The organism is Actinoplanes sp. NPDC004185 (genome assembly GCF_053603475.1).
The window spans coordinates 133,678-156,620 of record NZ_JBSGFR010000006.1; the positions used below are offsets into that span (position 1 = coordinate 133,678).

17 protein-coding genes, 1 tRNA gene and 1 pseudogene are annotated in these 22,943 nt (G+C 72.6%); 12 read left to right on the forward strand and 7 right to left on the reverse strand.

From position 1 onward, the window contains the following. The first annotated feature begins 91 nt into the window (after window positions 1–91). Entirely contained in the window at window positions 92–2,476 is a 2,385-nt protein-coding gene (locus tag ACWEOZ_RS08505) for a penicillin-binding protein (protein WP_451910076.1), read from the forward strand. A 7-nt stretch (window positions 2,477–2,483) separates the two neighbouring features. On the opposite strand, the gene ACWEOZ_RS08510 is transcribed toward ACWEOZ_RS08505, so the two are convergent. Then, window positions 2,484–3,719: a chitosanase gene (locus ACWEOZ_RS08510; protein ID WP_451910077.1), complete on the reverse strand. Its 1,236-nt coding sequence runs from the start codon at window positions 3,717–3,719 to the stop codon at window positions 2,484–2,486. Window positions 3,720–3,742: 23 nt separating this feature from the next. Further along, window positions 3,743–3,997: a hypothetical protein gene (locus tag ACWEOZ_RS08515; protein WP_212991153.1), complete on the reverse strand. Its 255-nt coding sequence runs from the start codon at window positions 3,995–3,997 to the stop codon at window positions 3,743–3,745. 96 nt (window positions 3,998–4,093) lie between these two features. Here ACWEOZ_RS08515 and malQ point away from each other — a divergent pair, with 96 nt between their 5' ends. From malQ to ACWEOZ_RS08530, 3 genes are read left to right on the forward strand one after another with little or no spacing between them, the layout of a single operon-like run. After that, complete coding sequence (malQ, locus tag ACWEOZ_RS08520; protein WP_451910078.1) at window positions 4,094–6,037, forward strand: 4-alpha-glucanotransferase; 1,944 nt, start codon at window positions 4,094–4,096, stop codon at window positions 6,035–6,037. Beyond that, window positions 6,034–6,213 carry an antitoxin gene (locus ACWEOZ_RS08525; RefSeq protein WP_451910079.1) on the forward strand — a complete coding sequence of 60 codons (180 nt, stop codon included), beginning with the start codon at window positions 6,034–6,036 and terminating at the stop codon, window positions 6,211–6,213. The genes malQ and ACWEOZ_RS08525 overlap by 4 nt, the downstream gene beginning before the upstream one ends. A gap of 55 nt (window positions 6,214–6,268) precedes the next feature. Then, complete coding sequence (locus ACWEOZ_RS08530; protein WP_451910080.1) at window positions 6,269–6,451, forward strand: antitoxin; 183 nt, start codon at window positions 6,269–6,271, stop codon at window positions 6,449–6,451. 27 nt (window positions 6,452–6,478) lie between these two features. Here the strand turns inward: ACWEOZ_RS08530 and ACWEOZ_RS08535 are convergent, their stop codons facing one another. Continuing rightward, window positions 6,479–6,865 (reverse strand): hypothetical protein, encoded by a 387-nt coding sequence (locus ACWEOZ_RS08535; protein ID WP_451910081.1) that lies wholly within the window; start codon window positions 6,863–6,865, stop codon window positions 6,479–6,481. 183 nt (window positions 6,866–7,048) lie between these two features. Here ACWEOZ_RS08535 and ACWEOZ_RS08540 point away from each other — a divergent pair, with 183 nt between their 5' ends. Both ACWEOZ_RS08540 and ACWEOZ_RS08545 read left to right on the forward strand, forming a co-directional pair. Beyond that, the gene (locus tag ACWEOZ_RS08540; RefSeq protein ID WP_451910082.1) at window positions 7,049–8,002 is read left to right on the forward strand and encodes an anti-sigma factor RsbA family regulatory protein; all 954 of its coding nucleotides are present in this window, start codon (window positions 7,049–7,051) and stop codon (window positions 8,000–8,002) included. Between the two features lie 90 nt (window positions 8,003–8,092). Continuing rightward, entirely contained in the window at window positions 8,093–11,152 is a 3,060-nt protein-coding gene (locus ACWEOZ_RS08545; RefSeq protein WP_451910083.1) for a KR domain-containing protein, read from the forward strand. Here the strand turns inward: ACWEOZ_RS08545 and ACWEOZ_RS08550 are convergent. Together ACWEOZ_RS08550 and ACWEOZ_RS08555 are read right to left on the reverse strand one after the other, a co-directional pair. Beyond that, on the reverse strand, window positions 11,139–12,395 hold the full coding sequence (locus ACWEOZ_RS08550; RefSeq protein WP_451910084.1) for a DUF1501 domain-containing protein: 1,257 nt from the start codon (window positions 12,393–12,395) through the stop codon (window positions 11,139–11,141). The genes ACWEOZ_RS08545 and ACWEOZ_RS08550 overlap by 14 nt on opposite strands. Before the next feature lie 2 nt (window positions 12,396–12,397). Beyond that, window positions 12,398–13,840, reverse strand: a complete 1,443-nt coding sequence (locus ACWEOZ_RS08555) for a DUF1800 domain-containing protein (RefSeq protein WP_451910085.1) — start codon at window positions 13,838–13,840, stop codon at window positions 12,398–12,400. An 82-nt stretch (window positions 13,841–13,922) separates the two neighbouring features. On the opposite strand from ACWEOZ_RS08555, the gene ACWEOZ_RS08560 reads away from it, so the two are divergent. The 3 genes from ACWEOZ_RS08560 to ACWEOZ_RS08570 all read left to right on the forward strand — a co-directional run bounded on the left by ACWEOZ_RS08560 (window position 13,923) and on the right by ACWEOZ_RS08570 (window position 18,468). Further along, on the forward strand, window positions 13,923–14,774 hold the full coding sequence (locus ACWEOZ_RS08560; RefSeq protein ID WP_451910086.1) for a spermidine synthase: 852 nt from the start codon (window positions 13,923–13,925) through the stop codon (window positions 14,772–14,774). A 127-nt stretch (window positions 14,775–14,901) separates the two neighbouring features. After that, complete coding sequence (locus tag ACWEOZ_RS08565; RefSeq protein ID WP_451910087.1) at window positions 14,902–16,194, forward strand: translation initiation factor 2; 1,293 nt, start codon at window positions 14,902–14,904, stop codon at window positions 16,192–16,194. Between the two features lie 84 nt (window positions 16,195–16,278). Continuing rightward, window positions 16,279–18,468: an MMPL family transporter gene (locus ACWEOZ_RS08570; protein ID WP_451910088.1), complete on the forward strand. Its 2,190-nt coding sequence runs from the start codon at window positions 16,279–16,281 to the stop codon at window positions 18,466–18,468. Between the two features lie 211 nt (window positions 18,469–18,679). On the opposite strand, the pseudogene ACWEOZ_RS08575 reads toward ACWEOZ_RS08570, so the two are convergent. Together ACWEOZ_RS08575 and ACWEOZ_RS08580 are read right to left on the reverse strand one after the other, a co-directional pair. Further along, window positions 18,680–19,660: pseudogene (locus ACWEOZ_RS08575) on the reverse strand (TerC family protein); the annotation flags it as partial. A gap of 65 nt (window positions 19,661–19,725) precedes the next feature. Beyond that, window positions 19,726–20,499 (reverse strand): pentapeptide repeat-containing protein, encoded by a 774-nt coding sequence (locus tag ACWEOZ_RS08580; protein WP_451910180.1) that lies wholly within the window; start codon window positions 20,497–20,499, stop codon window positions 19,726–19,728. Between the two features lie 212 nt (window positions 20,500–20,711). Between ACWEOZ_RS08580 and ACWEOZ_RS08585 the strand changes: the two genes are divergently transcribed. The 3 genes from ACWEOZ_RS08585 (at window position 20,712) to ACWEOZ_RS08595 (ending at window position 22,884) form a co-directional block, all read left to right on the forward strand. Beyond that, window positions 20,712–21,818, forward strand: a complete 1,107-nt coding sequence (locus ACWEOZ_RS08585) for a lamin tail domain-containing protein (protein ID WP_451910089.1) — start codon at window positions 20,712–20,714, stop codon at window positions 21,816–21,818. Window positions 21,819–21,887: 69 nt separating this feature from the next. After that, window positions 21,888–22,778, forward strand: a complete 891-nt coding sequence (locus ACWEOZ_RS08590) for a DUF2199 domain-containing protein (protein ID WP_451910090.1) — start codon at window positions 21,888–21,890, stop codon at window positions 22,776–22,778. A gap of 32 nt (window positions 22,779–22,810) precedes the next feature. Next, window positions 22,811–22,884: transfer RNA gene (locus tag ACWEOZ_RS08595), tRNA-Met, on the forward strand. Window positions 22,885–22,943 lie beyond the last annotated feature (59 nt).

Below are 22,943 nucleotides of genomic sequence, written 5' to 3' on the forward strand. Positions count from 1 at the left end.
CGTTTGCGTAAGACCGTTACTCTGCCGCCCGGGCCGCTTCGGCGTCCCGGGCGGCATTGATTGTCTTCTCACCGTGGAACGGATCTCCTTGATGCGCGGACGCGACCACCACTTCGTCACGAACGTGTCCTCGCTGCTGGTGTGCGGCTTACTGGCCGGGGTCGCCGTGGCCGCGGCCGCGTTCCCGGCCGTGGCCATGTCGGGGCTGGCGGCCAAGGCCGGCGGTGAAGCCTTCGAGAATCTCCCCAGCCAGCTCAAGCAGGCCTCCGCGCCGCAGCTGACCCGGGTCTTCGCAGCCGACAACAAGACGCTGATCACGATGTTCTACGACGAGTTCCGCAGCGAGGTCCCGCTCAAGGACATCTCGATCACCATGCAGAACGCCATCGTCGCCGCCGAGGACCACCAGTTCTTCAAGCACAACGGCGTCGACCTCAAGGGCTCCGTACGCGCCCTGGTCAACAACAAGCAGGGTGGCGACAAACAGGGTGCTTCGACCCTGACCATGCAGCTGGTCAAGATGTCCCTGGCGTACTCGGCGACCACCCCGCAGGAGGTCGTGGACGCCACCGAGGACACCACCACCCGCAAGGTCACCGAGATGAAGTACGCCATGCAGCTGGAGAAGGAGCTGACCAAGCAGCAGATCCTGGAGCGCTACCTGAACGCGGCGCCCTTCGGCAACGGCTCGTACGGCATCTTCGCCGCCAGCCAGGTGTACTTCAAGAAACACCCCAAGGACCTCACCGTGGCCGAGTCGGCCCTGCTGGCCAGCATGGTCAAGGCGCCGAGCGGCTTCGACCCGACCACCCCGCGTGGCTACCCCCGGGCGCTGGACCGGCGCAACTGGGTGATCGGCAACATGCGCGACCTGGGTTACATCACCCCCGAGGCGGCGACCGCCGCGATCAAGGTCAAGCTCGGCCGCACGACGCAGCGCTCCGGCAACGGCTGTGCCTCCGTGAAGACCAACCACTGGGGCTTCTTCTGCGACTACTTCTACCGGTGGTGGCTCAGCCGGCCCGAGTTCGGCCGGACCGTGTACGACCGCGAGCGGCGGCTCAAGAGCGGCGGCTACCGGGTGCAGAGCTCGCTGGACATCAAGGCGCAGGCGGCCACGCGCAAGAACATCTCCGAGAAGATCAGCATCACCAACCGCGACGCCCTGCTGCTGGCCGCCGTCCAGCCGGGCACCGGACGGGTCCGCGCCCTGGCCGCCAACCGCCGCTTCAAGCTGGACGTCGAGCACAACAAGATGTCCTCGGACCCGAAGAAGGCCGCCAAGAAGATCCGCGGCACCTATCCGAACACCACCAACCCGCTGCTCACCGGCGGTGGCGACATCACCGGTTACCAGGCCGGGTCGGTGTTCAAGATGTTCACGATGGTCGCGGCGCTGGAGAACGGCTACCCGCCGTCGTACCCGATCAACACCACGTACCAGTACAAGTCCGGTTACCGGGACACCGGGCCGGCCTCGTGCGGCGGCGGGTACTGGTGCCCCACGAACGCGTCGAAGAGCGAGAAGGGCCCGTACAACATGTGGACCGGGTTCGGGGCCTCGGTCAACACGTTCTTCGTGCCGCTGGAGGAGAGCGTCGGCTCGGACAAGGTGGTCGACGTCGCGCAGCGTTTCGGTGTGCAGTTCCGGTCGCCCAAGGAGAAGGAGATGGCCACCAAGAACGCCAAGGACTGGGGCGCGTTCACCCTGGGCGTGTCGGCCTCCACCCCGCTGGAGATGGCGAACGCGTACGCGACGCTGGCCGCCGACGGCAAGTACTGCACGCCCACCCCGGTCCAGCAGATCACCACGGCCAAGGGCGAGAAGCTCGACGTCGGCAAGCCCAACTGCCGGCAGGCCACCAAGCCGGACGTGGCCCGGACGGCGATCGACGCGGCCCGCTGCCCGATCGGCGACTTCGCCCAGCTGGGCAGCTGCAAGGGCCGCACCGCCGGCGCCGCCCGGGGCGAGGTGGGTCACCCGATCTTCGGGAAGACCGGCACCACGGACAACGACAAGACCGCGTCACTGATCATCGGGACGACGTCCATGGTCGTGGCCGGCTACCTGGTCAACCCGGACTACCAGGACCACCCGTACCGGCTGAGCCACTCCATCGTGAACCCGGCGGTCTGGGAGACCATGCACGACATCATGAAGGGCAAGCCGAAGGAGCAGTTCAAGAAGCCCTCCGGCGACAAGCTGCCCGAGGGCGAGCAACGCTCGATCCCGGACGTGAAGTGCCTCAGCGTCGCCGCGGCGACCAGCAAGCTCAAGGGTGCGGGCTTCATCGTGGGCCCGGGCACGGAGGTCGCGTCGGACTGCCCGGCGGGTCAGGCGGCGGGCACCTCGCCCGACGGCCGGACCCTCGAGGGCGGCTTCGTGAGCATCCAGATCAGCGGCAAGAAGGACGCCGACAAGAAGGACCCCAAGAAAGACCCCAAGAAGGACGACAAGAAGCCCGGCAACGGCTGACGGCCGGTCAGCGGGTCGTGAAGCTGTCGCCGTAGACGCGCCAGCTGAGCGGCCCGTTCAGGTCGATGTTGCCGGCCTTCAGGAACAGCCGCTGCGCCGTCTCGACCCGGGTCACGTCGCTGTGCGCCTCCTCGGTGCGCATCTCCTTGACCCGGGCGTCCAGGAACGCGTTGAGCCATACCAGCTCGTCGCCGCCCTGCTTCGGCGTCCTGGCCTTGCGCATGGCGTCGGCCCGGATGCTGCGCAGCCCGGACTGGCCGTGCATCACCGCCGCGTCGTAGTAGGCGAACTGGCCCAGGGCGCGGACCCGGTCGGCCGACGCCAGGGCGACCGCGGGATCGAAGTACATCCGGTCCCGCTCGTCCTCCTGCGTCTTCTGGAACGCCGGGTCGGCGGCGGCCGCCTTCCAGGCGGCCGGGAAGCCGGGGTCGAGCCCGGCGTGCGAGTCCGACCCGTCGACGGTACGCAGCGCCGGCAGATACTTCGCCAGCTTGTTGCCGGGCACCCGGCGGGTGTACTCGGTGACCAGCGCCAGCATGTCCGAGGTGCCGGAGCAGAAGCCGACGATGCCGCCGGTGTAGCCGCGCCCGTCGCCGATGTCCTCCAGATAGCCGAACTCGCCCCGCCAGTTCAGCGTCGAGTTCTCCGCGCTGGAGACCAGTTGCAGCGCGATGGCCTTCTTCCGCGGGTCGGCCAGACCGGCGGCGAGCGAGGACTCTGTCACCGCGGGCGTGCCCTCCTTGACCGGCGCGGCCGGGCCGGGCCCGAAGGCCTGCAGCTCGTAGAGCGAGTAGCCGCTCGCGGCGCCCGGCTGGGTGGCGAGCAAGCGCAGGTAGCGTCCGGTGCCGTGGAGCTTCTTGAGGTCGTCGGTGCCGCCGTCGCCGCTGCTCGTGCGGTAGAGGTCACGCCAGGCGGCGCCGTCGCTCGAGACCTGGACGCGGTACGACTTCGCGTACCCGCCGTCCCAGCGCAGCCGGACCCGGCTGACGTCCTGCGCTTTGCCGAGGTCGACGCGCAGCCACTGGGAGCCGGCCGCACCGGCGGCCCAGCGGCTGCTCGCGAAGCCGTCCACCGCCTTGGTGGCGTCCTGACCGGCGCCGGAAACCGTCGACGCGACGACCGGACGGCCCTTGGAGAGCAACACGTCCGGCGCCGCGTCGGCGGTGACGGTGATGACCAGGGGCACGGTGCAGACCGCGGCTATCCCCGTGCCCAGCGCGATCGCTTTCGCCCGGATACCCACCCCTCCAAGCTAGGTGGGCGGGCTCAGCGACGTTTGCGGTTCCGGGAAATCAGCACGAAGGCCAGCACGATGCCGGCCACCACGAGCAGGCAGCACAGGCCGCCGAAAATGGGAAGGAAACCGATGCCGCCCCGGCGCCGGCGGGACCGCGCCGCCTCGACCGCGAGCTCGGCCGTGCCGTTGCTCGCCGCCCAGGCGTGCACCGGGATGACCAGCGTCAGGACCGCGCCTGTCACGGCGGCGCTGAGCCGTGACCACCACTTCACTGCAGAAGACATGCGCTCCATCTTGGCCGACACCCGCAAGACCTGCATGACCGGACTACCGCCGACAGGGCAGGGTATGACCCAGCGGAATCGAACGAGGGGACGGGGATGGACGCGGATCTGACTGCTCTGGCCGAGGCGCACGGGGTGGCGACCTGGTACGAGGACTGGCATCGCGAGCGCAAGGACGTGTCGCGCGAGTCGGTGATCGGCGTCCTCGGCCTGCTCGGGGTCGACGCCACCACGCCGGCGTCGATCGCGGCCGAGCTGGCCGAGATCCGGACAGCCCGGGAACAGCACCGGCTGCCGGGCACCGTGGTCGTCCGGCAGGGTGACACCCAGCCGCTCACCGGCACGATCCGGCTGGAGGACGGCACCCAGGTCCGGGCCGACGGTGAGCTCCCCCGCGACCTGCCGCTGGGCTGGCACCGGCTGGTCACCGACGAGCAGGACGTGACGCTGGTCGTGGTCCCCACCGAGCTGCCCGAGCCGCCGGAGACCTGGGGCTGGATGCTGCAGCTCTACGCCCTGCACTCGGCCGCCTCGTGGGGCCTGGGTGACCTGGGTGACCTGCGCACCTTCGTCGAGGGCAGCCACGGCGCGGGGCTGGTGCTGCTCAACCCGCTGCACGCGATCACCCCGGCGGTGGCGGTGCCGGCGTCGCCGTACTCGCCGTCGAGCCGCCGGTTCGCCAATCCGCTGTACCTGCGGGTCGCCGACACCGACGCGTACCGCCGGGCCGATCCCGCCCTGCGTGAGCAGGTCGACGCCCTGCGCCCGGCGCCGGCGGCCGACGGCCTCATCGACTACACCGCGGTCTGGCAGGCCAAGCGGGCCGCGCTGGAGCTGCTCCGGCCGCCGGCCGATGAGGTCGACCTGACCGCCGATCCCGGGCTGACCGACTTCGCCACCTTCTGCGCGCTCGCCGAGGTGCACGGGCCGAACTGGCAGCAGTGGCCGGCCGAGTTCCGGCGCCCGGACTCCCCGGCGGTGGCGGACGCCCGCACCGGGGACCGGGTCGCCTTCCACGTGTGGCTCCAGCAGCTGCTCGAGGACCAGCTCGGTGCGGCCAACCAGGCCGCCCGGGACGCCGGGATGCCGGTCGGCATCGTGCACGACCTCGCCGTCGGCATCGACCCCAGCGGCGCGGACGGCTGGCTGCTGCAGGACGTGCTCGCCGCCGGGGTCCACACCGGCGCCCCGCCGGACGCGTTCAACCAGCTCGGCCAGGACTGGGGGCTCGCCGCGTGGCGCCCCGACCAGCTCATCCAGACCGGCTACGCCGCGTACCGGGACATGCTCCAGCGGATCTTCCGGCGCGCGGGCGGCCTGCGGGTCGACCACGTGGCCGGGCTGTGGCGGCTCTGGTGGGTGCCGCCGGGCATGGGCGCGGCCGAGGGCACGTACGTGCACTACGACCCGGAGGCCATGCTCGGCATCCTGGCGCTGGAGGCGCACCGGGCCGGCGCGGTGGTGATCGGCGAGGACCTCGGCACGGTGCTGCCGGTGGTCACCGAGACGCTGGAACGCATGAACATGCTCGGCTCGGCGGTGCTGTGGTTCACCCGCGACTACGACGACCCGGCCGAGGGCTACCTGAGCGCGGCGGACTATCCCCGCAACGCCCTGGCCACCATCTCCACCCATGACCTGCCGACCGCGGCCGGGTTCCTGGTCGGCGAGCAGGTCCGGGTCCGCGCCGAGCTCGGTCAGCTGGCCGGCCCGGTCGAGGATGAGCAGGAGTTCGCCGACAAGGACCGGGCCCAGCTGCTCGTCCGGCTCACCGAGGAGGGCCTGATCACGCCGGACACCCCGGCGACCGAGATCATCGTGGCGATGCACGAGTTCCTGGCCCGCACGCCGTCCCGGTTCATCACCGCCTCGCTCTACGACGTGCTGGGCGAGCTGCGCCAGCCCAACCTGCCGGGCACCACGGACGAGTATCCGAACTGGCGGATCCCGCTCACGGCTAGCCTGGAGGAGATCCTCGCCGACCCCCGGGTGGCCCGGATCGCCGAGGTGCTGAGCGCGAAGAAGGGAACGGCCGCATGAGCTTCCTGGACAAGGCGAAGGATTTCGCCGAAAAACACGACAAGCAGGTCGACCAGCTCCTCGAGAAGGTCGGTGACGAGGTCGACAAGCGCACCGGCCACAAGTACTCGACCCACATCGACAAGGGCGTGGACGAGGCGCAGAAGCGCACCGGCGAGGGAGACACCCGGGCCTGAGGTTTGCTGCCACCGAGCCCGGGCAACCCGTCCGTACCAACGGAAGGGAATTGACATGGGTTTCATGGACAAGGCCAAGGACTTCGCCGACCAGCACGACGAGCAGGTCGACAAGGGCCTCGACAAGGCCGGCGACCAGGTCGACGACCGCACCGGCAACAAGTACTCGGACCAGATCGACAAGGGCGTGGACCAGGCTCAGACCCGCACCGGTCAGGGCGACACGTCCCAGCAGTGACCTTCGCCCTCCGGGGCCGCTCGCAGCTCAGTTCGCGAGTGGCTCCGGCGGCGGGTCGTCGTCGAGCGCGAAGAGCATGGGATGCACCGCCAGCCGGTGGTCCCGTTCCCGGCAGCGCGACGGCGGCAGCAAGGACGAGCGGTGCTCCGGGTGCTCCCCGCAGTGCCGCATGGCCCGGGTGATCGCGTCGCTGTGGTGCCGGCCCCCGCCGTACTCACCGCAGCTGTCGCAGTCCCAGCGCCAGTAGGCCGGCCCGTCCTCCGACTCGTGCCGCCGGATCTTGAGCGGCGGTCCCGCCCGGTGCTGGGCGGCGGCGAGGATGGCCGCCATGTCGTCGGCCGGTGGTGGCCCGGCGGCTCGCACCGGCCCATTGCCGATGATCTCGGCCAGCGCGCTGGTCCCCGTACCCGACACCACTCACCTCCACGTTGGTTGGTCGGGCCCAGTGTGGACCGCGCCCCACTGCTCGCATGACGGGTTTCACGTATAAGGGCGCCTTCGTTCACTCGCAGTGGTGCACCGGAAACGCTCGGCATCTTCCGGCCCGCCCTCCCGGTGTTACCGTGGTCGATCGGCGGTGCTCGGAGGTGAGGCCAGGTGCAGGGAAGCGGCGCAGCCGCCGACGCGCGTCCGGCGTTCACCCACTCAGCTTTCTTCTACGACTCCGACACCGCGTACGGCACCACGCTGGCCGCCTTCGTCCGCGACGGGCTCGCCCGTGACGAGGCCGTGGCGGTCGCGGCGAACGCCCACTGCACCGGCCTGCTGCGCGACGCCCTGGCCGCCGACGGTGCCCGGGTGCGGTTCCTGCCGGCCGACGAGTGGTACGTCCGCCCGGTGCGCACGATCGCCGGCTGGTCCCAGCTGCTGCGGGCCGCGGCGTCGAGCGGCCGGCCGTTCATGCGGCTGATCGGGCACACCACGCCGGCGCACGGGACGCGCAGCTGGGTCCGCTTCGAGTCCGCCCTCAACGAATCACTGGCCGGGCTGCGCGGGCATCTGCTGTGCCCGTACGACCGCAGCAACCTCCCGCCGGAGACCGTCCGCACGGCGGAGCGCACCCACCCCCGGCTGTACGACGACGGCTGGCTGGAGAGCGTGGGCTACGAGCCGCCGGAACGGTTGCTGACCGAGCTGCCCGAGCCGCCGTACCCGGTCACCGGGGAGCCGGTCATCGCCGTACCGGTGCACGACTCCGTGGCCGGCCTGCGCGCGCAGGTCCGGGCGCGGGCCGCCGCGGAGGGCTGGCTGCCGCCCGACCGCGTCGAGAATCTCCTGCTGGCGCTGAGCGAGGTCGCCACCAACGGCATCCGGCACGGCGGCGAGCACCGGGAGCTGCGGGTCTGGCTGACCGACGACGCGGTGGTGTGCGAGGTCACCGACGACGGCCGGGTGCCGCCCGGTCCGCTCGCGGGCTACCTGCCGCCGCGGCCCGGCCGGATCGGCGGCATGGGCCTGTGGCTGGTGCAGCAGCTCTGCGACGCGATGGCGATCCGCTCGGTGGACGGGCTGACCCACGCCCGCTTCGCGCTGCGCCGCAGCCCCGCCTGACCGGGGTAACCCCCGCCGTTTCCCGGGCGCGACGCCTCGCCCTGTGTCCGAATAGTACGGATAAAGCCGTCCTATTCGAGGAGACTTCCCGTGCCCCCTACCCCGCACGTCCCCCAGTCCGCCGCGCCCGTCTCGGCGGCGCCGGCGCAGTCCGCTGACCCTCCGGGCTGGGAGACGCTGGAGCTGGCCCGGCACAGCGCGGAAGCGCACGCGACCTTCCAGCGGCTGATGACCGAGGCGCACCTGGAGTACCTGCGGGTCATCGAGGCCCTCACCGGCCGCCCGGCCGAACCGGACCGAGCCGGCCGGCCGGCGGACCTGGACCGAAGCGGCCGCCCGGCCGACCTGGACCGAAGCGGCCGCCCGGCGGAAGCGGACCGTCCCACCCGCGCGCCGGCCGCCGCGTCCAACACGGCAGCCGGCCGGTGGGCGACACCGGCGGCGAGCCCCAACCGGCGGGCCTGGCCCGCGTCCGGCATCAACCGCCGGACCGACCCCGTCACGGGCGCGGAGCACCGGACCGGGACCCCGCCGCAGGCTGCCGGTACGGACCACCGCGCCAGGCCGGTCCAGCCGGGCCCGGGAGCGGAGCACCGGACCGGGATGCCGGCCGAGCCGCCGGGACCCGCGACGTCACCCACGGCCGTCCCGGTCCAGCCGGATCGTCAGGGCACCGCCACCGACGCCGCGACCACCGGGCCGGATCTCGATGAGGCCGCACCCGACACCCCCGAAGCCACCCGGACCGCCCCGGAGGACCGGACAACCGCCACGGTCCCCGCCGAAACCGAAGCGACCGATCCCGACCCGGCCGACACCGGCTTCATCGAGCCGACCTTCCCGGGCCTGGCCGGCTTCGACTTCGGCGCCGCCCCGACCGGCCCGGCCACCCTCACCCGGACCGAGCCGGCGGACTTCGACCCGGCCGGGCCGGCCCACGCCCAGGCCGGGCCGACCGGCTTCACCCAGGCCGGCCCGGCCCTCCTCACCCAGGCCGGGCCGCAGGACATCGACGTGGTCAGGCTGACCATGTCCTGGGCCCAGACCCCGCTCGGCGGCCTCGCCCCGCCCGGCCTGCACGCCGGCCCGGTCCACGTCGTCGACGGCGGCAGCGGCCTCGCCACCGCCGTGGCCGCCGAGCTCACCGCCCGCGGTCTGGCCGCCGAGGTGGCCACCCACCCGGGCCTGGGCGGCGTCATCTTCCTCGGCGGCATGGCCCGCCCGGCCTCTCCCGAAGCGGCGCTCGAGGCCCAGCTCACCGCCCTGTGGCTGGCCCGCAACGGCAAGGACCGCGGGATCTTCGTGACCGTCGCCGACACCGTGAGCGGCCGGGCCGGCGCCTGGCTGGGTGGCCTGGTCGGGCTGGTCGGCGCGGTCGGCCGGGACCGGCCGGCGGCGTCCGCCATCGCCATCGAGTGCGAGCGCGGGGACCGTGAGCCCGCCGACGTGGCCGTCCTGATCGCCGACGAGCTCACCCGGGGTGCGGGTGCGCAGCGGGTACGGGTCGCCGCGGACGGCACCCGTTCGGTGGGCCGGCTGGTGTCGGCCGGGGCCGGGACGCCGCGGGAGCGGGTCATCGGGCCGGACTCGGTCATCGTCGCGTCCGGCGAGGCCCGGGGCTTCTGCGGGGCGGCGCTGGTGGAGCTGGCCCGTGCGGCGCAGTGCCGGCTGGTGCTGCTGGGCCGTACCCCGCTGGCCGCCGAGCCGGAGCACCTGGCCGGCGCGGCCGACGAGGTGTCGCTGATGCGCAAGTTCGCCGCCGGCACCGGCGGGCCGGACGGCCTGGCCGGGATGCGGTTGCGGGCCCGGGCGGTGCTGGCCGCCCGGGAGATCCGGGAGACGATCGCCGCCTGCGTGGCCGCCGGGGCCGAGGCCCGGTACGTGCACGCCGACGACCGCGACGCCGACCGCCTCACCGCCGAGCTCGACCTGGTCCGCTCGGAGTGGGGCCCGATCACCGGAGTGCTGCACTGCGCCGAGGTGGTCGTGGACCGGCGCCCCGGTGAGAAGTCCGCGGCGGACGCCGACCGGGCGCTGAGCACCCACCTGGCCGGACTGCCTGCCCTGCTCGCGGCGACCACCCAGGATCCGCTCGACACCCTGATGCTGTTCTCCTCGGTGGCCGGCTGGTCCGGCGACCTCGGTCAGGGCACCCAGGCGCTGATCGGCGCCACCCTGGACCGGATCGCCGAGGCGGAGCAGCGCCGCCGTCCCGGCTGTCTGGTGCGTTCGCTGGCCTGGGATCCGGCCGGTCCGGTGACGGGTGACGCCGACCGGGGCGACGCTGACCGGGCCGGTGCCGAGACGGTTCCGGTCCACGCCCGCGCGGCCGCGTTCGTCGCCGAGCTGGCCGTCGACGGGCCCGCCCACATCGTGCTGACTCCCCGCTCCACGGTCCCGGACCGGGCCCAGCCGGCCAGCGTCGCCGTCGACGCCGGTACGCACCCCTGGCTCGCCGACCACCGGCCGCAGGACGTCGCGATCCTGCCCCTGGCCGCAGGGCTGGGCTGGATGGCCGCGGCCGCCCGGGTCCGGGAGCAGGACGCCGTGCTGACCGGCGTCCGGGTGCTGCGCTCGGTGGCCACGGAACATCCGCAGACCATCGGCGTCACGGTGTTCGGCCGGGAGGTGTGGCTGAGCAACGACGCGGGTGAGCCGTGCTTCCGGGCCGGCTTCGGCGCTCCGGGCCCGGACCGCGAGTGGCGGCCGGCCGGTGACCCGGCCCGCTTCCCGGGCAGCTCCGTGTACGCCGGCCGGCCGCTGTTCCACGGCCCGCGGTTGCACGTGGTCCGCTCCCTCGGCGAGATCGGTCCCCAGGGGGTCGTCGGCACTGTCCTCGGCGCCCGGGCGATGGGCTGGCCCGACGACGACCTGCCGGTGGACCTCGCCGCCCTGGACGGTGCCCTGCAGCTCAGCGGCGTCTGGGCGATGGACGAGCACCGCCCGGTGCTGCCCATGGGGGTCGCCGAGTGCCGCATCCACCGCTGGGGCCGGTTGCCGGGCCCGGCGCTGTGCATCGTGGCCGACGGTCACCGCGACGAACGTGGGGCCCGCTGCGACGCGGCCTTGGTCGGCCCGGACGGCGAGCTCTGGGCCGAGCTGCTGGGCATCGAGTTCATCGCCCCGGCCGGTCCGCTCAGCGTGCGCTGACCAGCCCCAGATCGCTGGGCCGTACCCCGGGGAAGACGCTCGCCACGTCGCTGATCCCGCAACGGGCCCGCAGGATCTCCCCGATCACCGCGCGGTAGTCGGTCGTCACGGCCAGGTCGCCGTCCACCAGCTGGGCGGCGGCCAGGCCGGGCCAGCGGCCGTGCACCCGGCCGCCGCGGACGCCCCCGCCGAGCACGAGCATGGCGTTGCCGTAGCCGTGGTCGAGGCCGCCGGAACCGTTCTGGCCGACCCGCCGGCCGAACTCGCTGATGGTGACCAGGGTGACCCGGCCCAGCCCGGCCGGCCCGAGGTCCGTGGCGAACGCCGCCAGCGCCTTGGCCAGGTCGGCCAGATGGTCGTACATCTTCTTGCCCGGCGCCGCCGCGCCCAGGTTCTCGTGCATGTCCCAGTCGCCGGAGTCGACAGTCGCGCTGAGCAGGCCGACGTCCGCCTTGATGAGCCGGGCCACGTCCCGCAGCGCCGCCCCCAGCTCGGTGTCCGGGTACGCGGCCCCACCGGCCGGCTGGTACCCGGCCGCCTTGAGCTGTCCCGCGGTGGCCAGTGCGCCGGTCGTCATCGCCGTGGTCTGCGCCAGGGCGTCGGGTGCGCCCGCGTACAGGGCGGCCATGGTCGCGGCCATCGGGCGTTTCGGGTCCTCGCCGGACAGCTTGAAGTCGTCGATCGAGGTCAGCCCGAGGCTCGGCGCCGGACCGGCCAGCACCCGGGCGGGCCGGGCGCTGCCCACCGAGACCGCGTCGAACGGATGGTCCGCGCCCAGCCGGCCCGTCATCCGGTCCAGCCACCCGGTGGGCAGCGTGGTGCCGGGAGCCGCGCGTTCCAGCTCCTCCATCGCGGAGAAGTGCGAGCGGTTCGGGGCCGGCTGGCCGACGGCGTGGACCGCGCCCAGCGTCCCCGCCTTCCAGAACGGCAGCAGCGGGGCCAGCGCCGGGTTCAGCCCGAAGTACGAACCACGCCCGATCAGCTGGGATTTCGGCACGGCGATACCCGGCCGCGCGGCGTAGTAGCCGGGGTCACCGGCCGGCACCACGGCGGACAGCCCGTCGAAGCCGCCGCGCAGGGACAGCAGCACCAGCACGTCGCCGGCGTACGAGGTGTCGGCGGCGAAGGCGAGCTGGGTGGCGAGCTGGTCACCGACCAGTCCGGCGAAGACCCCGGCGGCCCCCGCGGCGAGCAGTTTGCGACGGGTGACCGGGGCACAGCCGCAGGTCTCGACAACGGACATGGTCACCTCAGCGCGAAGTAGGGAGAGTTGAGCAGCAGGGCGGCCAGGTACGGGAACGCCCACCCGACAGCGGCGTCGCTCGCCTTCAGGGCCGAGGCGGGCGTCTTGCCGTAGTAGGCGGCGATGGCCGAGGTGTGCGCCGGGGCGAGGCTTCGGCCGACCAGCCTGGTGGCCACCGCGTCGATCAGCGCGCCGTAGGTGGCCGGCACCGTACCCGCGAAGGCCGTGACCAGCGACGCCGGCCGCTGCAGCGTGCTGGGCCACCAGCCGGCGGCGATGTTCAGGTGCGCGTTCCAGCGCACGACCTGCCCGGACGGGGACGCCCAGGCCGCGGCTACGTCGGGGTAGCCGTTCGGTGGCGCCCAGGCCATCGGCGCCTGCCCGGCGGATTCGGTGATCCAGTAGAGCGCCTTGAGCGCCTGGGTGCCGGACTTCTCGGGCGCGTAGCCGAGCGTGCGTACCGTCGCGACGATGTCCTCGAGCGGCGTGCGGGTCTTGGCGCCGACCGACGCGGCGAACTCGTCCGAGCCGAACAGGGCGCGCAGCACCGGGGCGATCGCCGTCCGGTTGTCCAGGTAGACCTTGGCCAGCCTGGTCACCAGCGCGGCCGGCGGGTCGTCGGCGACGAACCGGACGCAGAGCTTGGTGGCGATGCGCCGGGCGGTCGCCGGGTGCAGGGCCAGATAGTCGAGCAGGGCCAGGGCCGCGGTCTGGCCGCGGGTGGCGCTCGTGTTGGCGTGGCGGAAGCCGAGCACCTTGACCGCACCGGTGGCGTGCCGGCCGGCGTCGTAGCGGTAGCGCCCGTCGTCCCAGCTGACCGTCATGCCGCTGAGCAGCCGGGCGGCGTTCTTGACGTCGGACTCGGCGTAGCCCAGCCCCACCGTGTGCAGTTCCAGCAGCTCACGGCCGTAGTTCTCGTTCGGCGCGGCCTTGGTGGAGAAGCGGTTGTCCAGGTACGTGAGCATCGCCGGGTGCCGGGCCGAGGCCTTGAGCATGTCGGCGAAGCGGCCCAGCGCGTACGGCCGGATCACGCTCCGGTCGTAGTCCGGCCGGCTGTCCCAGACGTCGCCGGCGGGATTGGTGACGTTGAGGTGGTTGGACCAGAAGTCGACCATCACCTCGAACAGCTGCCGCTCGCTCCAGACCGCGCGGGCCAGGGAGGCGCAGCCCAGCTCGTACATGCTGTTCCAGCCGTACATCTTGAGCCCGCCGCTGCGTACCTTGGCCCGGACACCGTCGATGGTGAGCCGGCTCAGCGGCAGCCGGGCGACCAGGTCGTCGGCGACCGGGTCGGCGACGGCGGCCGGCTTGAGCTGCCGCTCCAGCCAGGCCGGCGCGCCCAGTCGGCGGATCTCGGCGACCGACTCGGGGGTCGGACCGTACGTTGCGCGGCGCAGCAGGTGCAGCAACGGGTCACCGGGGAGGAAGTCCGCAGCTGCCGTCACGACCGTCGACGTCGGCCCGCGGACGCCGATTCCCAGGGTTCCCGCCGCCGTGCTCCCTGATCGCAACCGACATACTGCTGCCATGGCGCAGCGCAGGCGGGGTGAGCGGCGGGTCGAGACCGTCGGCTCGGGCGTCGCCGAGCTGGTCGGTGACCCCGACCGGGCGTCGGGCTGGACGCTGCTGCTCGACGGGGCCCCGCAGTCCCACGTCGACCTGGCCGACCCGGCGCACCTGGAGTTCGAGTACATCCGCCGGATGGCCGCGGCCATCGACCTGATCGCGCCGGCCGGGGCCCCGCTGCGGGTCCTGCACCTGGGCGGCGGCGCGCTGACGCTGCCGCGCTACGTGGCCACGACCCGGCCCGGGTCGCCGCAGCGGGTGGTGGAGATCGACGGGCCGCTGGTCGAGCTGGTGCGCCGGGAGCTGCCCTGGGATCCCAAGGCCAAGATCCGGGTACGGGTCGGCGACGCCCGCGAGGCGGTCACCGGCATGCGCGACGACGGGTACGACCTGGTCGTGGTGGACGTCTTCGCGGGTTCCCGCACCCCGGCGCACCTGGCGTCGGTGGAGTTCATGCGGGAGGTGGCGCGGGTGCTCGCGCCGCCGGGCTGGCTGATCGCCAATGTGGCCGACGGGCCGCCGTTGCGCTATGCCCGTACCCAGGTCGCCACCATCCGGGCCGCGCTGCCGCAGGCCTGCCTGGTCGCCGACGCCGCGGTCCTGCGCGGCCGGCGCTTCGGCAATCTCGTCGTGCTGGCCGGGCGGGGCTCACCGCCGGTGGCCGAGCTGAGCCGGCGGGCGGCCGGGGACTGGTTCCCGGGCCGGGTCGAGACTGACCTCGATCGATTCACTTCCGGTCAGCAGCCGGCGACGGACATCGACGCTCTTCCCTCTCCGGCCCCTCCGGAGGGGCTGTTCAGCGCGCGACCCTAGACAGCAGTACGGACCCCGCCGTCCAAAGGTTCAGGCGCTCCGGGCCGGGGGTGCCGTGGTTCCACGATGAGGCAATTTCACGTCCCCGCGACTTGTCCGGCCTCTGCTGGATCGATCTAATCGAGGTATGCCGGATTCGCATTTTCTCCCCACTGCGCTTCCCACCGGCCACTCCGACGTCTTCGGCCCGTTGCAGGGCGGTGAGCGCCCCCTGTGGCAGGGCCGGTGCGCTGTCGCCGAGTACGCCTTCGACCAGGCGGCGTCCCTGCCGCGCTGGGCGCTGCCGGAGAGCACCGAGGTGCTCGTGACCGACAACCGGGTGCTGTACGCGTACACCCGCTCGGAGTCCCCCGACGACCTGGAGGTCACCTCGGGGGAGCTGCGCTGGCTCTACCCGCAGCACCTGCGGGTGCAGCCCGGCGCCCGGACGACGGGCCGTGCGGCCGCGGCGGCGCAGATCCAGCTCGTGTGCGCCGCGTCCGACGGTTCCTTCCCGGCGCTGGTCTTCGCGGGCGGCGACCTGGCCACGGTGGGCGACGCCGACAAGCTGGCCAACCTCATCCGGCACTCGATCGCCCGGTTCCGGGTCGACCACGCGGACCAGCTGAGTTTGTCGACCCCGCAGGCCCGGATGCTGTCGCGGCTGCTGATCGGCCCGGAATTCAGCAACTTCCAGGGCGGTGAGGGCCAGACGGTGACGCTGCTCGGCGCTCTGTCGGTGCACCGCCCGGCCGACCCCGGCCCGCCGGCCGGCTACGAGCTCGAGGTCGCCGTCCCTGAGCCGTCCCGGCTGGCGATGGACGACGCGGACCACGACAGCCTGCTGCTCGCCTCGCTGCACCAGGACTTCCCGCCGCGCTACGAGCCCCAGCCCTATCAGCCCCAGCCCGCTCAGCTCCAGCCCGCTCAGCCGCAGCCGTACGAGCCTCGGACCTCCGAGTCTCAGACGCAGGACGTGCCCTCTCCGGCCTCGGTCAGTGGCACCCGGATGCGTGTGCCGGGCTACCGGCCCGGAATGGCCGCCGACGAGGCCCGGGCGCTGCAGGCGGCCGCGGCCGAGCAGGCCACCCACGTCAACCAGCCGGATCTCGCGTCGCGCGCGGCCGACCTCGCGGCCCGGATCGCCAGCCTGGTCTCCACCGCCGAGGAACAAGCCATCGCGGACCAGGCCGCCGCAGCCGAGCGGGCCGCAGCAGCCGCCGCGGAACAGGCCGCCGCGGAACAGGCCGCGCCCGAGCTTTTGCGGGCCGAGGAGGAGGCCGACCTGTCCGAGGTGCCGACCACCGATCTCACTGCCCGGGCGGCCCATGTCCGGCGGGCCGCCGCCCGCTTCGCGAGCAACTCGGCGGCGGGCAAGGCGGGGGTACGCCGTCCCGAGCCCGAGATCGGCTCCTCCTCCCGGGGCCAGCGCCCCCGCTGAGCCTGATCGGCCGCCCCGGCGCGCTCCGATCGCTACGCTGACCAGGACAAACCTGCCTGTCAGCGCAGATCGGACAGCGTCACCATGGCCCAGCTGCTGTACCGCCTCGGCCGTTTCTCGTTCCGGCGCCGGCGGTTGGTGGCCGGCCTCTGGGCGCTGATCCTGCTCCTGCTGGCCGCCGGCGCCCTGACGCTCGGCGGCAAGACGGTGGACACCTTCACCATCCCCGGCACGGAGTCGCAGGAGGCCCTGGACGCCCTCAAGCGGGACCTGCCCGATGCCGGCGGCGCCGCTCTCACCCTGGTCGTCCAGGCTCCCGCCGGGACGCGGCTGGAGGACGCGATCACCCGGGCCGCCGTGGCCGAAGTGGTCGCGCGGGCCGCGAGGCTGCCCGGTGTCGTCGCCGTGGTGGATCCCTACGCCTCGTCCCGGATCGACCGGTCCGGCACGATCGGCCTGATCAGCGTGCGGTACACCAAGGGCGCGGACGACCTCTCCCCCGCCGACCGGGAGGCCTTCGACACGCTGGCGTCCGACGGCACGGACCAGCGCCCGCGGGTGGTTCCGGGCGGGGTCAGCGGCGGCGGACCGGAGATCGGCGCGACCGAGGTGATCGGGGTGGCGGTGGCGGCCCTGGTCCTGGTGGTCACCTTCGGCTCGCTGGTGGCGGCCGGGATGACGCTGCTGACCGCCCTGGTCGGGGTGGTGGCGGGCATGTGCGGCCTGCTGCTGGTGACGGCCGTGGCGGAGGTGTCGTCGACCGCACCGGTGCTCGCGCTGATGCTGGGCCTGGCCGTGGGCATCGACTACGCGCTGTTCATCGGCTCCCGCCACCGGACCCAGCTCGCCGCGGGGATGGCCGCCGAGGAGTCGGTCGCCCGGGCCACCGCGACCGCGGGTTCGGCGGTCACCTTCGCCGGGGCCACGGTGGTGATCGCGCTGGCCGGGCTCAGCCTGGTCGGGGTCCCGTTCCTCACCGCGATGGGTCTCGCCGCCGCCGGGACCGTACTCACCGCCGTACTCGTGGCTCTCTCGCTGTTGCCCGCCATGCTGGGCTTCGCCGGTGGCCGGATCTTGCCGCGCGGTCTGCGCAACCGTGGCGCGCACGCCCGGCGGGCGAGCGAGGACGGCTTCGGCTCCACCTGGGCCCGCTGGGTGACCCGGTTCCGGGTGCCGGTGGTGATCGTGGTCGTCGGCGGGCTGGGCGTGCTCAGCGTGCCGGTCCGGGACATGCGGCTGGCGCTGCCGGACAACGGGACCGCACCGGCCGGCTCGCACCAGCGGGTCGCGTACGACCTCACCACCGCCGCCTTCGGGGCCGGCGCCAACGGTCCGCTGCTGGTGGTGATCCGCGGCCCGCGCGACGCCGTCTCGGCGCTGACCGGCCGGGTGACCGCCGGGGCCCGCAAGCTCCCGGACGTCGCCGCGGTCAGCCCCGGGCCGGCCAACGCCGCCGGCACCACCCAGGTCGTGGTGGTGACGCCGGCCAGCGGTCCGAGCAGCGCGGAGACCGCGCGGCTGGTCCACGCCCTGCGCGACTCGGTCGCCCTGCTGGCCGGCGGCAGCACCAGCGTGGCCGTCACCGGCGCGACCGCCGTCGGCGTCGACGTGTCGCAGAAGCTCACCGCGGCTCTGCCCCGCTACCTGGGCGTGGTGATCGGGCTGTCGTTCCTGTTGCTGCTGCTGGCATTCCGCTCGGTGCTGGTGCCGTTGAAGGCAGCCGCCGGCTTCCTGCTCACCACCGGCGCCACCTTCGGCATCACGGTCGCGGTCTTCCAGCTCGGCCGGGCGGCGGAGCTGTTCGGCGTGGACCGGCCGGGACCGCTGGTCAGCTTCCTGCCGATCATCATGACCGGGGTGCTCTTCGGGCTGGCCATGGACTACGAGGTGTTCATCGTCTCCCGCGTACGCGAGGACTTCGTGCACGCCGGGCCCCCGAGCGACGCGACCGCTACCGCGGCGACCGTGGCCGGGGTCGGGCACGGCGCCCGGGTGGTGACCGCCGCCGCGCTGATCATGGCAGCCGTCTTCGGCGGTTTCGTGCTGATCGACGACCCGACCATCAAGGCGATCGGCTTCGGGCTGGCGCTCGGGGTGCTCATCGACGCGTTCGTCGTACGGATGACGCTGGTGCCCGCCGTGCTCACCCTGCTGGGCCGCCGGGCCTGGGCCTTCCCGCGCTGGCTGGACCGGATCACGCCGCGGGTGGACATCGAGGGCGACAGCCTGCACCGGCCGGAGCCGGCCGACGCCCCCGAGCTGGTCAGACTCTGACGAAGCAGGTGCCGGCGGTGACCCGCTCGTCGTGCACCCGGTGCGCCCGGCGCAGCAGATCCATCAGCTCGTCCTCCTGGCGGATCCGGGCCCGGTACTTCTCCGGCAGCCCCTTGAGGTGCGCCTCCTCATCGAGCAGCTTGTGGTAGATCTCGTCGCAGTAGCGCGGGTCGGTCTCGATGTCGAGGAACTCGGTCGCGTGCCGCCGCGCCGCGGCGACGTACGTCTGCGCCCGGCCCTTGGGGCTGAGCAGCGACGCGATCACCGTGATGACCAGCACGCCGATGATGAAGGCCAGCGAGGCGCCGGTGCTGATCTCGACCACGTCGATGTGCTCACCGCCGTTGATGAACGGCACGTTGTTCTCGTGCAGGGCGTGCAGGATCAGCTTCACACCGATGAAGGCCAGGATCGCGGCCAGCCCGTACGAGAGGTAGATGAGCCGGTCCAGCAGCCCGTCCAGCAGGAAGTAGAGCTGGCGCAGGCCCAGCAGCGAGAACGCCGTGGCCGTGAAGACCAGGTAGACGCTCTGGGTGAGGCCGAAGATGGCCGGGATCGAGTCCAGGGCGAACAGGATGTCGGTGCCGCCGATCGCCACCATGACCAGCAGCATCGGGGTCAGCACCCGCTTGCCGTCCTGGACGGTGAACAGCTTGTCGCCGTCGTAGCCGTCGGAGGTGCGCAGGAAGCGCCGGGCGAGCCGGATGATGACATTGTCGGCCGACCGGTCCTCGCTCTCGTCACCCTTGAGCAGGTTGCCCGCAGTGATCAGCAGGATCAGGCCGAACAGGTAGAAGACCCAGGCGAACGAGTTGATCAGCGCCGCGCCCAGGAAGATGAAGCCGGTCCGGGCGATCAGCGAGAACACGATGCCGAAGAGCAGCACCTTCTGCTGGTCGGCCCGCGGCACCTTGAAGCTGTTGAGCAGCACCAGGAAGACGAACAGGTTGTCGACCGACAGCGCCTTCTCGGTCACCCAGCCCGCGAAATACTCCGCGCCCATGTCGCGGCCGCCGAAGATGAGCACCCCGAAGCCGAAGACGATCGCCAGGCCGACGTAGACCGCGGACCACACCCCGGCCTCGCGCAGCGTCGGGATGTGCGCTCGCCGGACGTGGAAGTAGAAATCGAAGAGGACGAGCCCGAGGATCCCGACCAGGGTCAAGGCCCAGACCAGACCGGACACCTGCATGCCACCACGCTCCACGGAGTCTCGGTCGATCGGCGAGATCCATCATCCTAGGGGGACGACCGGCGTCACCGGACCTTGGTCGTGGCGTCCGTCACGGCCGCCTTCAGCTGGGCTTCGGTGAGGAACAGCGTCCCGGTCAGGTCGGCGCCGCGCAGGTCCGCCCCGCGCAGGTCGGCGCCGGTGACGTCGGCCCAGCGCAGATCGGCGCCACGCAGGTCCGCACCGATCAGCAGAGCTCCGCGCAGGCTGGCGCCGCGCAGGTCGGCGCCCTTGAGCCGGCGACCGATGAGATCGGCGCCGCGGTGGTCGGGACGGCGCCCGCCGACCCCGGCCCGGGCCAGCTCACTGGCCTGCTGCAACAGCGGGTTGATCCGCCGCCGGTGCGCGTCGACGTCCAGGGCGAGCAGCTCCTGCGGCGTGCCGGCGGTGAGTGCCGTGATCTCGGCGATAGCGCTGCGCAGTTTCGGGTGCAGCCGGCGCGCCGCTGTCAGCTCGAGCGCCTTGGTCACGTACCAGAGCAGCTCGTGCAGCTGGCGCATGACCGGCAGCACCGCGAACATCTGCCCGGCGATGCCCGGCGTGCCGCGCCACTCCCGGCCGCCGAAGGTCACCTGGGTGACCTGCTGGCCGGCGCCGAAGCAGTCGAAGACGACGCAGCCCGGGAACCCGCGCTCGGGGAGCCGGTCGTGGATGCCGCAGCGGAAGTCGTCGGCCAGATTGGGGCACGGTCTGCCGGCCGGCTTGTTGATGGCGAAGTCGGACGACTTGGCGAAGGCCGGCGCGACGCAGCACAGGCCGGCGCACCGCCCGCAGTCCGCTCGCAGCTGCTCGGGGGTCAACACGGCTCCGACCGTATACCGAGCCGCCTTTCGGCTGCCGAGTCCGACATGGCGGTTACCTGCCGTCACTGCGCTACTTGACCGAAAGTAACTCAGAGTCGTCATCCCGCTCATACGTCCAGGTGATAACCAGGTCCGTCCGTACGGGTGACTACGCTTTGTCATCTTCACTACGCTGCGTAAATCCCCACAGCTATGAGGAGAACTTGCTGATGCGTGCACGGAAGACGGCGGTCATGACCGCGATCGGCTGCGTCGCCGCCCTCGGCCTGGCCGCCCCCGCGAGCGCCGCCGACGCGGCGCCGACGATCTCGGCACCGGCCAGCCGCAACGGCTACGGCCCGATCACCATCACCGGTAAGGCCCCCGCGGGCTCGACGGTGGAGCTCTACGAATCGGCGTACGTCTTCAACGACTTCTACAAGTCGCCGGACTACGACCACGGCGGCACCGTGTCGACGATCGCCTCCAGCTCGGGCACGTACCAGCTGAGCCGCATCGTGGACTCCGGCTTCCGCTTCTACGTCGTGGCCGGCGGCGTCGCGTCCAGCCGCATCTCGGTGGCGATGGGCATCGTGCCGACCATGACGATGAGCGCCTCGAACGGCACCGTCAACGTCAACGTGTCGGCCGACCCGACCCAGCCGGGCCTGGCGGTGCACATCCAGCGCAACAACGACGGCACCTGGACGAACGTCGCAAGCGGCCAGACCGTCGGCGACGCCTCGATCTACACGACGACGCTGACGGGTCAGGGCACCGGGACGAAGTCGTACCGCGCGGTGATCGACGCCGAACCCGACAACAACCTGCTGGCCGGGCACACCGAGACGGTGACCCTGAACGTCGGCAGCGGAACCGGCAGCGGCGGCGGGTCCACCCCGGCCACGCCGACCCCGGCCACGCCGGCCCCGAGCACCCCCACGACGCCCGCCCCCAAGGCCGGCGACGTCCAGTTCACCAAGATCGTCTACAACTCGCCGGGCGCCGACAACGGCAGCAACACCAGCCTCAACGCCGAGTACGTCCGGCTGACCAACCGCACCGGCAAGACGGTCAACCTCAAGGGCTGGACGATCCGCGACGCCGCCGGGCACGTCTACACCGTCTCGTCCGACCACAAGCTCGGCGCCGGCAAGACCGTCTACGTGCACAGCGGCAAGGGCACCAACGGCCGGCCGGACAGCGCCCACCGCTACTGGAACCGGACCGGCTACGTCTGGAACAACTCCGGCGACACGGCGTACCTGCGCAGCCCCAGCGGCAAGTCGATCGACTCCTGCCGGTGGACCAGCAACAAGAACCAGACCTACTGCTGAGCCCCCGTACGCGCTGACGGCCCTCCGGCTTCCCTGCCGGAGGGCCGTCGTGCTGGGTAGGGTGCCCGAGTGCCTGATCATCTGCCGGACTGCCCCTGCTGCGGGGGCGCCCTGTCCCCGGTCGACTTCGCGGTCCGCTCCACCTGGCCGGACCCGCTGCTCGCGCTCACCCCGCCGGAACGCGAGGCGACCTGGGGCAACGGACACCTGCGGGCGGCCGAGGGCATCGGCGCGTTCGTCCGCTGCCTGATGCCGGTCCGCCTGACCGGCGGCGGCACCCTCGAATACTCGGTGTGGCTCCGGGTGCCCGCGCCGATGTTGCAGCACGCGAGCGAGATCTGGGAGGCCCCGGAGTACGCGGACCTGCGCCTCGAGGGGACGGTGGCGAACGCCGTCCAGCCGTGGGCGGAGATGCTGGGCGCGCCGGCCCGGGCCGAGGTCCGGGAGCCGGATGCGATCCCGTACCTGGTCGCCGACGAGGGCACCCTGATGCACCGGATCCTGCACGACGAGTGGGACCGCGACGACGTGCTGAGCCGGCTCACGTACGCCCTGCCGACCCCGGTCCGGCAGCGGATCACGACCCGCTGGTCGGTGGACCGCTCGGCGGGCCTGGAGCTGCGCCGGCACGAGGACCGGATCTACTTCACCGGCCCGGGCCGCACGGTGCACCTCGACCCGCTGGGCCCGCCGGCCGACTCCCGGCCGGCCGACGTGATCCGCGAGCTCACCGCGGACGCGCCCCGGGACCGCGACGGCGAGCTCACCGAGACCACGGACGGAACCCACCGGTACGCGTTCTGGCGCCCGGCCCTGGGCGACGGCCGCATCCTGCACAACCTGCACGGCTACGTCGCGGTCCCGGGCGACGTCCTGCACCTGGTCTGCGTCTACGACGACCCGGCCGACCTGCCCTGGGCCCAGCACGTATGGCGCTCGGTCCGCCCCGAGAAGGGCTGACGGCCGGCCCCGTGCTAGCGTTATGAAGCCGACGCGGGGTGGAGCAGCTCGGTAGCTCGCTGGGCTCATAACCCAGAGGTCGCAGGTTCAAATCCTGTCCCCGCTACAAAGCAGAACGGCCCGCCAGAGTTCATCTGGCGGGCCGTTTCGCATGAGAGCCTCGTG

Bases quoted from the DNA above. Each gene is read 5' to 3' on its own strand.
- ACWEOZ_RS08505 (WP_451910076.1), top strand. From the start codon at position 92: ATGCGCGGACGCGACCACCACTTCGTCACGAACGTGTCCTCGCTGCTG.
- ACWEOZ_RS08515 (WP_212991153.1), bottom strand. From the start codon at position 3,997: ATGTCTTCTGCAGTGAAGTGGTGGTCACGGCTCAGCGCCGCCGTGACA.
- malQ (WP_451910078.1), top strand. From the start codon at position 4,094: ATGGACGCGGATCTGACTGCTCTGGCCGAGGCGCACGGGGTGGCGACC.
- ACWEOZ_RS08525 (WP_451910079.1), top strand. From the start codon at position 6,034: ATGAGCTTCCTGGACAAGGCGAAGGATTTCGCCGAAAAACACGACAAG.
- ACWEOZ_RS08530 (WP_451910080.1), top strand. From the start codon at position 6,269: ATGGGTTTCATGGACAAGGCCAAGGACTTCGCCGACCAGCACGACGAG.
- ACWEOZ_RS08550 (WP_451910084.1), bottom strand. From the start codon at position 12,395: ATGTCCGTTGTCGAGACCTGCGGCTGTGCCCCGGTCACCCGTCGCAAA.
- ACWEOZ_RS08560 (WP_451910086.1), top strand. From the start codon at position 13,923: ATGGCGCAGCGCAGGCGGGGTGAGCGGCGGGTCGAGACCGTCGGCTCG.
- ACWEOZ_RS08565 (WP_451910087.1), top strand. From the start codon at position 14,902: ATGCCGGATTCGCATTTTCTCCCCACTGCGCTTCCCACCGGCCACTCC.
- ACWEOZ_RS08570 (WP_451910088.1), top strand. From the start codon at position 16,279: ATGGCCCAGCTGCTGTACCGCCTCGGCCGTTTCTCGTTCCGGCGCCGG.
- ACWEOZ_RS08585 (WP_451910089.1), top strand. From the start codon at position 20,712: ATGCGTGCACGGAAGACGGCGGTCATGACCGCGATCGGCTGCGTCGCC.